We start from the raw sequence: 12,564 nt of genomic DNA, 5'->3' as shown, positions 1-12,564 counted from the left end.
TAAGGTAAGGCAAAAGATGATGATGCAAAGTTAAGGTTAAACCTAAGCGGGTAAAAATATAATGAGTTAAACCATACAGATTAAAAAATAAAAAATCCCTGCAATTGCTTGCAGGGCTTATCTATATGGTGCGCGTGGAAGGAGTCGAACCTCCGACCGCCTGGTTCGTAGCCAGGTACTCTATCCAGCTGAGCTACACGCGCAAACTCGTTTTTGTACTTCTAATAGATCCAATCATGATTGAGTCTAGGATAAGCACTTTTATCTCGCAAATTTATTCTATTCCCCTCGACTAAGAGAATAGAATGGCGGAGAAGGAGGGATTCGAACCCTCGATGGGAGTTAAAGCCCATACTCCCTTAGCAGGGGAGCGCCTTCGGCCACTCGGCCACCTCTCCGCGTTTAACGCTTTAAATCAACAAGACGTATCTCGTTAACTATATTGGTGCGCGTGGAAGGAGTCGAACCTCCGACCGCCTGGTTCGTAGCCAGGTACTCTATCCAGCTGAGCTACACGCGCATGTTAAACGGTAAAACACTAATACGACCTAAATCATATTAATTTAAATTGGTGCGCGTGGAAGGAGTCGAACCTCCGACCGCCTGGTTCGTAGCCAGGTACTCTATCCAGCTGAGCTACACGCGCATGTTAAACGGTAAAACATTAATACGATTTAAATCATATTAATCTAAATTGGTGCGCGTGGAAGGAGTCGAACCTCCGACCGCCTGGTTCGTAGCCAGGTACTCTATCCAGCTGAGCTACACGCGCATTTTAACTCTTTGCTATAAGCAATTATCTACAAAATTTCTTATGAAATTCAAAACTGATGAGTTAAAGATTAACTAATGCAGAGATGGTGCGCGTGGAAGGAGTCGAACCTCCGACCGCCTGGTTCGTAGCCAGGTACTCTATCCAGCTGAGCTACACGCGCGACTTGTATCTAAATTTACTTTTACATCAAACACTAATAAAAAATGGTGCGCGTGGAAGGAGTCGAACCTCCGACCGCCTGGTTCGTAGCCAGGTACTCTATCCAGCTGAGCTACACGCGCACTGTTTTCTATCTTTAAGAAATGGCGGAGAAGGAGGGATTCGAACCCTCGATGGGAGTTAAAGCCCATACTCCCTTAGCAGGGGAGCGCCTTCGGCCACTCGGCCACCTCTCCGTTTTCTTGGCGCACATATTACTGTTTGACGAAAATAAGTCAAACCCTTTTTCCGAAACAGATTCCATTTGAACTGTTTTTAATCACATTGCTGTTATATCAAGCCAATGTATTGATTTACGCCAATCTTTCGGTCTAAAAAATAAAAAAGCCAGTTAAAAAACTGACTCTTCTGTTGCCGTAGTACGCTTGCCAAAACAAGGTACTAAAAGTTACCACCTTCCGATGGTGTACCTGATTTTTCAGATTGAATGCGTTGGTAGATTTCTTCGCGATGAACAGAAACCTCTTTTGGTGCATTCACACCAATACGCACTTGATTGCCTTTTACCCCTAGCACTGTAACTGTGACTTCATCACCAATCATCAGTGTTTCGCCAACACGACGAGTCAAAATCAGCATTCGATAGCTCCTTTATTTCTTAATTCAGCTTACACACGGCACTCATCCGGTAGATGGGCTTATTATAAGGTCAGCTTAGTACAAATTAATAGTATTCAATACTCAAACGGTTATTTAATTACACCTTATTTAGCTCGAAAGCGTGATGTAACGCCCGAACCGCCTTGTGTAAGTCCCTTTCATCGATAACGGTTGATAATTTACTCTCTGACGTCGTGAGTAACTTAGCATGAATAGTTTCATTACCCAAGACTTCTAACATCTTAGTCAATAATCCCATTTTTGCCTGTAAACCTTTGCCAACTAAAGATACTTTTGCACGTTGACGTTCGATAATCAATGGCCCGAGTGCGAGGCTTTCACTTAAGCCTTCGAGCTCATTAAGTAGAGTATCGACCTTAGCCTCAGCGAGCATAAAACTGACGCGACCCGAAGGATCATCCTCATGGATCCTCAATGGAGAAATAAATTCCACATCGATTTCCAATCGAGTTAAGCAGCCTAACAACGCTTGATAGCGTTCACTGGTGGTAAACAGCCCTTCAATCGTCAGCGTTGCCAGTGCCTTATTAATCGCGATACCTTGCACTAACGAGGCAATCGTTAATTCCGACTCGTCGCCAAACTGGATTAACGTCCCCTGCCCAGCTTCAAAGCTCGACAATACTCGCAGCGGTACGCGAAAACGCTCGGCGTATTCAACAGAATCGGGATGCAATACTTTAGCGCCAAGCTTTGCCATTTCGAGCATCACATCAAACCCAATCACATCGAGGCGACGTGCACTGCTATCAATATTCGGATCTGTGGTAAATACCCCTGCCACATCGGTAAAAATCTGGCATTCATCGGCTTCTAACGCTGCCGCTAAGGCTACTGCTGTGGTATCTGAACCACCGCGTCCTAAGGTGGTCACTTCGCCTTGAGGATCGATGCCCTGAAACCCTGCAACGATCGGCACAACACCATCGGCAAGCAAAGACTGCAAATATTCAGTATCAACTCGCTCAATGCTAGCGCGGCCAAATTGACTATTTGTATGAATTTGCACTTGATCGCCCGTAAGGGATTTCGCTTTTATGCCGCGACGTTGTAGCGCCATAGACATCAAAGCAATACTCACTTGCTCACCCGTCGAGACTAGCATGTCTAACTCGCGCGCCGAGGCGCGCGGATTAATTTGTGCTGCAAGTGCAAACAGGCGATTCGTCTCACCCGCCATCGCGGATAAAACTAAGACTTGCTGCTCACCATTGTGAGCTGACTTTGTAATCTGCTCAGCGACCGCTTCGATACGTTCAATAGAACCCACCGAAGTGCCGCCGAACTTTTTCACAAAAAGCTTGCTACCACTAAGCTTTCGTTTTTGGGGCACAGCAACCTCTTAAGCTAGACGCTCAGTAATCCAAGGTAATACTTGAGCCAATGCCGCATCCAGATTTTCTGGTTGGCTACCGCCCGCTTGAGCCATATCAGGACGACCACCGCCTTTACCGCCTACTTGTGAAGCGACCATAGCGACTAGCTCACCCGCTTTGACTTTACCGATCAGATCGTTACTCACACCCGCGATCAGGTTAACTTTCCCTTCCTGCGCTGTACCAAGAACGATAATGGCCGATTTCAATTTCTGTTTTAATTCATCTTGCAAGCCACGTAGTGAACTTGCCTCAACGCCGTCTAATTTTTTGATCAGTACGTTAACGCCATTAACTACAACGGCATCGCCCACTAAGTCTGCACTCGCTGCGGCCGCTAGCTTATCTTTCAACTGCGCCATTTCTTTTTCGAGTTGCTTCATCTTATCGAGCTGCGCTTTTAACTTAGCCACCACTGAGTTGGCATCGCCTTTCAATAAGGCAGCGGCTTCTTCCAGTTCAGCTTGTTGCTGCGCCACATAAGCCATAGCTGCAGCACCAGTAACGGCTTCTATACGGCGCACACCTGCAGCAATACCCGCTTCAGAGGTGATCTTAAATAAGCCGATATCGCCAGTGCGACCCACATGAGTACCGCCACATAATTCGATAGAGAAATCGCCCATAGTCACAACACGCACTTGTGAATCATATTTCTCACCAAAGAGTGCCATAGCGCCTTTTTCTTTAGCTTCATCTATGCCCATTTCAGCGGTTTTCAGCTCATGGTTACGACGAATTTGAGTGTTAACTAATTCTTCAACTTCTTTTAATTCAGCAGCTTTTACGCCTTCGAAATGAGAGAAGTCAAAACGTAAACGCTCTGGATCAACCAAAGAACCTTTTTGCGAGACATGAGTACCGAGCACTTGACGCAGTGCGGCATGCAGTAAATGCGTAACAGAATGGTTTAACTGAGTACGGTGACGCAGTTTTTTGTCCACTTTCGCTTCAATAACTTGGCCAACGCTCAAGCTACCTGTAGCCAAAACACCTTGATGGCCCGTTGCTTGACCATACTTTTGCGTATCGTTTACCGTAAACTCAATACCGTTCGCAACCAATTGGCCTTTATCGCCTACTTGACCGCCAGATTCCGCGTAGAAAGGGGTTACATCGAGCACGACAACGGCTTCATCACCCGCTTTGATCGCCGTCACTGACTCACCATTTTGATAAATCGCGGTGACCTTAGCTTGACCCGCTAATTCGGTGTAACCACTGAATGCAGTTTCAGCATCAATTTTCAGCGCAGCGTTATAATCTGCACCAAAGTTACCGGCAGCTTGTGCGCGGCTACGTTGTTCAGCCATGGCGACTTCGAAACCAGCTTCATCGACAATGATGTTGCGCTCACGGCAGACATCAGCGGTCAAATCCATTGGGAAGCCATAGGTGTCATACAGCTTAAATACGGTTTCACCGTCTAAAGTGTCACCTTTCAACTCGTTTAAGGCAGTATCTAAAATGCCTAAACCACGTTCAAGCGTACGGGCAAATTGCTCTTCTTCCGCTTTCAGTGCTTTTTCAACAATCGCTTGAGTCTCAGCTAACCCTTTTGCTGCATCGCCCATCACCGCAATCAAAGACGGAACCAGCTTATAGAAGAAAGCTTCGGTCGCACCTAACTTGTTACCATGGCGAACTGCGCGGCGAATAATACGGCGCAGCACATAACCGCGGCCTTCGTTCGACGGCATAACGCCATCGGCAATTAAAAATGCACATGAACGGATATGATCGGCAATGACTCGCAGCGACTTTTCAGATAAGTCACTAACACCAATGACCTCTGCGGCTTTAGCAATCAAAGTACGAAAAATATCGATTTCGTAGTTAGAATGTACGCCCTGCATAATCGCAGCAATACGCTCAATCCCCATGCCTGTATCAACCGAGGGCTTAGGCAAAGGTAACATTTCACCCGATGCTTGACGGTTGTACTGCATGAAAACGATGTTCCAGATTTCGATGAAACGATCACCATCTTCTTCAGGACTGCCAGGACGTCCGCCCCAAATATGATCACCATGATCATAAAAAATCTCAGTACATGGACCACAAGGACCGGTATCACCCATTTGCCAGAAGTTATCTGACGCAAAGGCAGCACCTTTATTGTCACCGATACGTATGATGTTCTCGGCAGCGACACCAATTTTTTTATTCCAGATTTCAAAGGCTTCATCATCTGTCTGATAAATAGTGACGCACAGACGTTCCTTCGGCAGCTTTAACGTTTCAGTTAAAAAAGTCCAGCCCAAACGAATCGCTTCTTCTTTAAAATAATCTCCAAAACTGAAGTTACCTAGCATTTCGAAAAAGGTGTGATGACGTGCTGTGTAGCCAACGTTATCCAAATCGTTATGTTTACCACCAGCGCGTACACAACGTTGAGCAGTGGTCGCACGCGTATAATTGCGCTTGTCCATGCCAAGAAACACGTCCTTGAACTGGTTCATGCCTGCATTGGTAAATAAAAGAGTGGGATCGTTGCCTGGCACTAATGAACTACTGTCCACAACTTGATGACCATTGCTGCGGAAAAATTCGAGGAAAGCGCTTCTGAGCTCTGCTGTAGTTTGATACATGAAATCATCCTGAATTGGGTAAGCATTACCAGCTACGCCTTAGGCTAGCCGTATTTCTATTTGCCCAGCATTATAAGCAGACTAAGGAAGGACGACCAGTCTTGATTGGTGATATACACATCAGGAATTTAATATTTTAGCGTGAATCGCCCACACCAGAGTCACTAGAAGCAAAACGACAGGATAAAGCACAAATAAAGACGGCGTAAGTTTATCGCGGCACGGACAATATTTAAGCAAGTGAGTCTAATGTGAAGTACGAAATGGACAAGACTCATTGATGATATTTAGATGAGCTTTTACAGTCTTAGCTCCAAATTTAATAATCTTCATCGAGATCATTGGGATCTGAATCTAGTGCGTAAGTGATTTGATCGTAGCTAAAGCCTTGACCCATTAAAAAACGCACTCGTTTGGCCTTTTCCTTTGCGATGAGATCCCGAGCTTTAGAGCCCTTCACTTCTGTTACGCGAGGTACACCGTATTTTTTGGTGGCTTTATCTTTTGCTAGTTCAAACCAATCACAATCACAATTAACCAAAGCGGCTTCAATGCAGTCTTTAGATAAGCCTTTCTGTGCGATTGCTTGGCGGATGCGTATTGCACCGTGGCCTCGACTGATGTGGCTTCGCACCAACAGTTCGGCATAACGAGCATCATTAATAAAACCGGAGGATTCGCAAGCATCGAGTACAGGTTCGATATCGTTAAGTTCGAAACCTTTTTCGAGCAATTTATCGCGGATTTGTAAACGGGAATAATCGCGGCGCGCTAACAGCGCGACCGCAATTTGATGGGCTGACTGACTCAGAATACTTCGCCTGTCTCTAAATCAATATTGTCCTCAATGCTATCATCAGCTTTGGCAGCCAAGGCACTCGGATTACTCAAAAGCAACTCACGTAGCGTCTTGTCAATTTCAGCAGCAATAGCTGGGTTTTCAGTCAGATATTTGCCAGCATTAGCACGACCTTGGCCGATTTTGTCACCTTTATAGCTGTACCAAGCGCCCGCTTTTTCAATCAACTTATGGGCTACGCCTAAGTCTACTAACTCACCAGTACGGTTAATACCTTGGCCATAAAGGATTTGGAACTCAGCTTGCTTAAACGGCGCTGCAACCTTATTTTTCACCACTTTAACGCGAGTTTCGTTACCGACCACTTCATCGCCGTCTTTAATGGCACCAGTGCGGCGAATGTCTAGACGAACAGAAGCATAAAACTTCAGCGCGTTACCACCGGTTGTAGTTTCTGGGTTACCGAACATCACACCAATTTTCATCCGAATTTGGTTGATGAAGATAAGTAAGGTGTTAGATTGCTTTAAGTTACCCGCAAGTTTACGCATGGCTTGGCTCATCATACGCGCCGCTAGACCCATGTGAGAATCACCAATTTCGCCTTCGATTTCAGCTTTAGGCGTTAATGCCGCCACTGAGTCAACTACGATAACGTCAACAGCGCCTGAACGAGTTAAAGCATCACAAATCTCAAGCGCTTGTTCGCCGGTATCCGGTTGCGAACACAGCAGGTTATCAATATCTACGCCCAATTTTTTAGCATAAATAGGGTCTAATGCATGCTCTGCATCGATAAAGGCACAGGTTTTGCCTTCACGTTGCGCGGCGGCAATCACTTCTAAAGTCAGTGTTGTTTTACCTGATGATTCAGGACCATAGATCTCAACGATACGACCCATTGGCAAACCGCCAGCACCTAAAGCAACGTCCAGAGACAGAGAACCGGTAGAAATGGTCTCAACATCCATAGAGCGATCTTCGCCCAGCTTCATGATGGAGCCTTTACCAAATTGTTTCTCAATTTGGATCAATACCGCAGCAAGTGCTTTCTCTTTATTTGGATCGACCTTCATTCCTGTTCCCTCATCAAGACAAGCATTAAGCTGTCAAAAGTGATATTCAATTTACAAACGGGTAATTCAAAAAGCCGCGCTTTTTGTCTTAATTCTGCTGACTAGTATACTGTACAATCATACAGTATCAATACCTGTGACTGAATTATTTTTAGCTGATAGGATTTTTAATATGGCCAAGGTTTTAGCGAATATCAAATCAGATAATAGCTCCCTTTGATCAATATCCATCGTTAAGGGCTCAATTTTCGCTAAATTATTGCTAAGATTGGCGCAACAAATTTTGCGTGGTCTTTTTAGCTGAAAATTGTACAGCAGTCTTCCGCTTCCATAGCGCTTAATCACCCTTAACCACACAAACTGTATCGCCTTTAGGCAGTCACAACGGACGATAACGATTTAATGAATGTAATTGATACCGATGATTTAGAAAAACATACTCCTATGATGCGTCAGTACTTGACGATGAAAGCAGAACATCACGATATGTTGCTGTTTTATCGCATGGGTGACTTCTACGAGTTGTTTTATGACGATGCTAAACGCGCTTCTGAGCTGTTAGGCATTTCACTCACTGCGCGCGGTAAAAGTGGTGGCGATCCTATTCCGATGGCGGGGCTTCCTTACCATGCTGTGGAAGGCTATCTTGCAAAATTAGTTCAAATTGGTCAATCAGTTGCGATTTGCGAACAGATTGGCGATCCCGCGACATCTAAAGGGCCAGTAGAACGTAAAGTGGTGCGAATTGTCACGCCAGGCACTTTAACCGACGAAGCGTTGCTACAAGAACGCCAAGACAATCTGTTAGCCGCGGTTTATCAAGGTAAAGTTGGTTTTGGTTATGCCACATTAGATGTTTCATCCGGACGTTTTGTGATTGCAGAGCTCGACACGCGAGAGTCATTAGAAGCGGAATTGCAACGCACTAATCCCGTTGAAATTCTCTACAGTGAAGACTTTGGCGAACTAGGTCTACTTAACGGTTTTAAAGGTAAACGTCGTCGCCCTGAATGGGAATTTGATTACGATACGAGTATCAAGTTACTGCTAGCTCAGTTTGGCACTAAAGACTTACATGGTTTTGGCATCGCAGATGCACGTTTATCACTGCAGGCTGCGGGTTGCTTGATGCAATATGTCAAAGACACACAGCGCACGGCACTGCCCCATATTAATGCCATTATCCGCTTCAATCAAACCGATAGCATAGTACTCGATGCGGCAACTCGCCGAAATTTAGAATTAACTCAAAACCTTGCCGGTGGCCGCGATAATACCTTAGCGGCAGTATTGGATAATACGGCAACGCCTATGGGCAGCCGTATGTTACAACGCTGGATCCATCAGCCTCTGCGAGATCCTAAGCAAATCAAGGCGCGCCAACAGGCGGTGACTGAACTCCTCGATACCGCTGCCCACGAAGATTTGCATGAGCAGTTAAAGGCACTTGGCGATATCGAACGTATCATGGCAAGACTCGCGCTGCGTACCGCTCGCCCAAGAGACTTTGCCCGTTTACGTCAAGCTCTGGGCTTATTGCCTGAATTACAACAGAGTTTAAGCACACTGAGCGCGCCGCACACGACTCAATTACGGCAACACTTAGGTGAGTTCCCCGCTGAGCAAGCCCTGCTTGAGCGCGCGATAGTCGATAATCCACCTATGCTTATCCGCGATGGCGGAGTGATCCGTGAAGGCTACAACAGCGAACTGGATGAATGGCGCGGCCTGAGCGAAGGAGCGAGTGATTACTTAGTACAACTTGAAGCCAGAGAAAAAGAACGTACTGGCATCAATACACTTAAAGTCGGCTATAACCGCGTACACGGCTATTACATCGAAGTGAGCCGTCTGCAATCCTCACAAGTACCGCTCAATTATCAACGACGCCAAACACTTAAGAATATGGAGCGTTATATCACGCCTGAACTTAAGGAATACGAAGAAAAAGTCCTCTCGAGCCAAGGTAAAGCCCTGGCACTCGAAAAGCAGTTATGGGAACAGTTATTCGATCTTATTCTGCCGAAATTACATGAATTACAGGCTTTTGCTAGAGCTGCGGCTGAGCTTGATGTACTGAGTAACTTTGCCGAGCGTGCCGAAACCTTGGGCTACACTTGTCCAGAGCTGAGCCAAGATATCGGCGTACAGATAGAGGCTGGTCGCCATCCAGTGGTGGAGCGTGTTAGCCAAACGCCGTTTATCGCTAACCCAGTAATCTTACATAATCAACGACGTATGTTGATTGTGACTGGACCTAACATGGGCGGTAAATCAACCTATATGCGCCAAGTCGCCTTGATTACACTGATGGCCCATATTGGTTGTTTTGTTCCAGCAGATCGCGCCCTGATTGGCCCGATTGATCGCATCTTTACCCGTATTGGCGCATCAGACGATCTGGCCTCTGGCCGCTCAACCTTTATGGTAGAAATGACTGAAACTGCCAACATCCTGCACAATGCCACTGCCAGTAGTTTAGTGTTAATGGATGAAATCGGCCGTGGAACATCCACCTATGATGGTTTATCACTAGCTTGGTCGGCGGCGGAATATTTAGCCCAGCAAGTAGGGGCTATGACCCTATTCGCCACCCATTATTTTGAGCTAACTCAATTACCTGACTTAATGGCAGGTGTTTACAATGTGCACCTTGATGCCATAGAGCACGATGATACCATCGCCTTTATGCATGCAGTACAAGAAGGCGCCGCCAGTAAAAGCTACGGCTTACAAGTTGCGGCGCTTGCCGGCGTGCCAAACAAAGTGATTAAAGCAGCGAAACATAAATTGCAGCAATTGGAGAGTCGCGATCATCAACCAGAAGGAACGAGGACGCCCATTCAAAGCTTACTCGCTTTACCTGAACCGGTTGAAAATCCAGCTTTGACTAAATTAAGTAGCATTAATCCCGATAACTTAACGCCAAAACAGGCGCTTGAATTGCTCTATGAACTGAAACGCTTGAGCTAGACATCAGGTGATCTAAATAAAAGCCTAAAAATAACAACGCCCACTCTATAGTGGGCGTTTTACTTTATGACGTGATCTCACACTAAGTACATTTTCTGGATAGCTTCTCTGAAAGGCACCAGAAGACAGATATTAGTTTCTAAATAAAGCTTCAACAGATAAACCTTGAGAACCCAATAAATCACGTAAGCGTTTTAATGCTTCCACTTGGATTTGACGAACACGTTCACGGGTTAAACCAATTTCAGCCCCTACATCTTCAAGCGTAGAAGGTTCATAACCTAACAAACCAAAACGACGGGCTAATACTTCTCTTTGTTTTGTGTTCAACTCGTTAAGCCATTTCACCACCGAGTTAGAGATGTCTTCATCTTGCACTTTATAGTCAGGGCCAACACTATCATCATCGGCCAATACATCTAATAATGCTTTCTCGTTATCGCCCCCCAAAGGCGTATCAACAGAGGTAATTTTTTCATTCAGCTTAAGCATGCGGCTCACATCAGAGCTAGAAACTTGCAGTTTTTCAGCAATTTCTTCCGCTGTAGGTTCATGATCCAGTTTTTGTGCTAATTCGCGGGCTGTGCGCAAGTATACGTTGAGTTCTTTAACAACATGAATCGGCAAACGAATAGTACGAGTTTGATTCATGATAGCGCGTTCAATCGTCTGTCTGATCCACCAAGTCGCATAGGTTGAAAAACGAAAACCTCTTTCTGGGTCAAACTTTTCTACGGCACGAATTAAACCTAAATTACCCTCTTCGATAAGATCGAGCAGTGCTAAGCCGCGGTTATTGTAACGACGTGCAATTTTTACGACGAGACGTAAATTACTTTCGATCATGCGATTACGGGATTTTGCACAACCTTTTAAGGCCTTACGGGAAAAGTAAACTTCTTCTTCTGCGCTAAGAAGTGGGGAAAAACCAATCTCACCTAGATAAAGTTGAGTAGCATCAAGATTTTTTTGCAGGTCATCTTGGACCTGTTGTTCTATTCCTAGCTCTTGGACTAGATCGGTGGCAACTTCTTCTTTTTCAAGATCAAAGTCTACGGTTTCTACGGAAAAATCTACTAGTGCTTCTGCGGCAGTGCTATTTATGCGGCTCATGATCAAATCTCCCAAACCTAATTAAACTGCTGAATTAGTGCAATTTCCTATCCTCCATTTGCCAACAAGGCCCCAAACAATCATTGTTTAGGTAAATAAGTAAGTGGGTTTACAGACTGTCCATGGTAACGAATTTCAAAATGTAACATTACCCGATTGGCACCTGTATTGCCCATTTTTGCAACAGTCTGCCCTGCGAGGACATGTTGCTTTTCTTTGACTAAGATCTTGTCCGTATGAGCATAAGCACTAAGGTAATCGTCACTATGTTTAATAATCACTAAATTACCGTAACCCCTAAGAGCACTTCCTGCGTATACCACCCGCCCATCTGCAGCAGCTTTGATGATATCTCCCCGATTTCCCGCGATCTTAATACCTTTATTTCCCTGCTCATTGGCAGAATAAGTTCCGATTAACTTCCCTCTTACTGGCCACTGCCACTGACTCACACTGGCTGGCAGTGTTGAGGTGGGTGGAACCATTAGCTGGTTAACATTTTGTTGGGAACTTGTTACAGGGTACGCGGGCTTAGCTTTCTGATCAAGTGTTTTTTTCAGATCGTTACTTGACTTAGCATTAGACTGATAAACCTTATCATCTAATTGTTTTTTATCACTTTTACTTGAATTAGCATCTGAATTACCCGTTATATTTCCATCTAAAGTCGTAGATTTTGATTGGTTACTAGATTTAGCATTAGTTAAATATAAAATCTGTCCAGGGTAAATTGTATAAGGGTTATCTAATTGATTAAGTTTAGCTATTTCAGAAAAGTCTTTCCCTGCAGCCCAAGAAATAGAGTAGAGAGTGTCGCCTTTTTTAACTTTATATGAATTCGATTTAATGTGGCCTTTGCTATTTTTAGAGTAGCTATGGGAAATATTTTCGACGGGTGCGGGTCTGCTGGCCTGAAAGCTACAGCCTACAAGCAGAAATATAAAGCAAAGGTTTAAGAGTAAACCCGCATTCAACAATAAAAACTCCTTGGTAAGGTTGTATTACTGTTTATGATGAGAAA

General features: G+C 44.9%; 8 protein-coding genes and 8 tRNA genes. 1 reads left to right on the top strand and 15 read right to left on the bottom strand.

The window, feature by feature from the left end; all coding sequences use genetic code 11:
• Nucleotides 1-126: 126 nt before the first annotated feature.
• The 13 genes from L5M49_RS08360 to recA form a co-directional block, all read right to left on the bottom strand.
• Nucleotides 127-203, bottom strand: a tRNA-Arg gene (locus L5M49_RS08360).
• A 103-nt stretch (nt 204-306) separates the two neighbouring features.
• A tRNA-Ser gene (locus L5M49_RS08355) sits at nt 307-398 on the bottom strand.
• Between the two features lie 45 nt (nt 399-443).
• A tRNA-Arg gene (locus L5M49_RS08350) sits at nt 444-520 on the bottom strand.
• A 49-nt stretch (nt 521-569) separates the two neighbouring features.
• Nucleotides 570-646: transfer RNA gene (locus L5M49_RS08345), tRNA-Arg, on the bottom strand.
• A gap of 49 nt (nt 647-695) precedes the next feature.
• Nucleotides 696-772 (bottom strand) — tRNA-Arg (locus tag L5M49_RS08340).
• 86 nt (nt 773-858) lie between these two features.
• A tRNA-Arg gene (locus L5M49_RS08335) sits at nt 859-935 on the bottom strand.
• Nucleotides 936-979: 44 nt separating this feature from the next.
• A tRNA-Arg gene (locus L5M49_RS08330) sits at nt 980-1,056 on the bottom strand.
• Between the two features lie 22 nt (nt 1,057-1,078).
• Nucleotides 1,079-1,170 (bottom strand) — tRNA-Ser (locus L5M49_RS08325).
• 205 nt (nt 1,171-1,375) lie between these two features.
• Nucleotides 1,376-1,573, bottom strand: a complete 198-nt coding sequence (csrA, locus tag L5M49_RS08320; protein ID WP_006082602.1) for a carbon storage regulator CsrA — start codon at nt 1,571-1,573, stop codon at nt 1,376-1,378.
• A 118-nt stretch (nt 1,574-1,691) separates the two neighbouring features.
• Nucleotides 1,692-2,948: an aspartate kinase gene (locus L5M49_RS08315; protein ID WP_006082603.1), complete on the bottom strand. Its 1,257-nt coding sequence runs from the start codon at nt 2,946-2,948 to the stop codon at nt 1,692-1,694.
• Nucleotides 2,949-2,957: 9 nt separating this feature from the next.
• Nucleotides 2,958-5,582, bottom strand: coding sequence for an alanine--tRNA ligase (gene alaS / locus L5M49_RS08310; RefSeq protein WP_198572893.1), 2,625 nt, complete (start codon nt 5,580-5,582; stop codon nt 2,958-2,960).
• 319 nt (nt 5,583-5,901) lie between these two features.
• Nucleotides 5,902-6,372 carry a regulatory protein RecX gene (locus L5M49_RS08305; protein ID WP_371135013.1) on the bottom strand — a complete coding sequence of 157 codons (471 nt, stop codon included), beginning with the start codon at nt 6,370-6,372 and terminating at the stop codon, nt 5,902-5,904.
• A gap of 17 nt (nt 6,373-6,389) precedes the next feature.
• Nucleotides 6,390-7,457, bottom strand: a complete 1,068-nt coding sequence (gene recA / locus L5M49_RS08300) for a recombinase RecA (RefSeq protein WP_198572895.1) — start codon at nt 7,455-7,457, stop codon at nt 6,390-6,392.
• Between the two features lie 402 nt (nt 7,458-7,859).
• On the opposite strand from recA, the gene mutS reads away from it, so the two are divergent.
• A complete protein-coding gene (mutS, locus tag L5M49_RS08295; RefSeq protein ID WP_263265821.1) occupies nt 7,860-10,430 on the top strand; it encodes a DNA mismatch repair protein MutS in 2,571 nt (856 codons plus the stop codon).
• Nucleotides 10,431-10,562: 132 nt separating this feature from the next.
• On the opposite strand, the gene rpoS is transcribed toward mutS, so the two are convergent.
• Nucleotides 10,563-11,543 (bottom strand): RNA polymerase sigma factor RpoS, encoded by a 981-nt coding sequence (gene rpoS, locus L5M49_RS08290; RefSeq protein WP_028761361.1) that lies wholly within the window; start codon nt 11,541-11,543, stop codon nt 10,563-10,565.
• A gap of 80 nt (nt 11,544-11,623) precedes the next feature.
• Nucleotides 11,624-12,520: a peptidoglycan DD-metalloendopeptidase family protein gene (locus L5M49_RS08285; protein ID WP_263265820.1), complete on the bottom strand. Its 897-nt coding sequence runs from the start codon at nt 12,518-12,520 to the stop codon at nt 11,624-11,626.
• Nucleotides 12,521-12,564: the final 44 nt, after the last annotated feature.

Source organism: Shewanella sp. SM74 (genome assembly GCF_025653725.1).
GTDB lineage: Bacteria > Pseudomonadota > Gammaproteobacteria > Enterobacterales > Shewanellaceae > Shewanella > Shewanella oncorhynchi.
The sequence above is the reverse complement of the archived record's forward strand: the minus strand, read 5'-3'. Positions and strand labels throughout refer to the sequence as shown.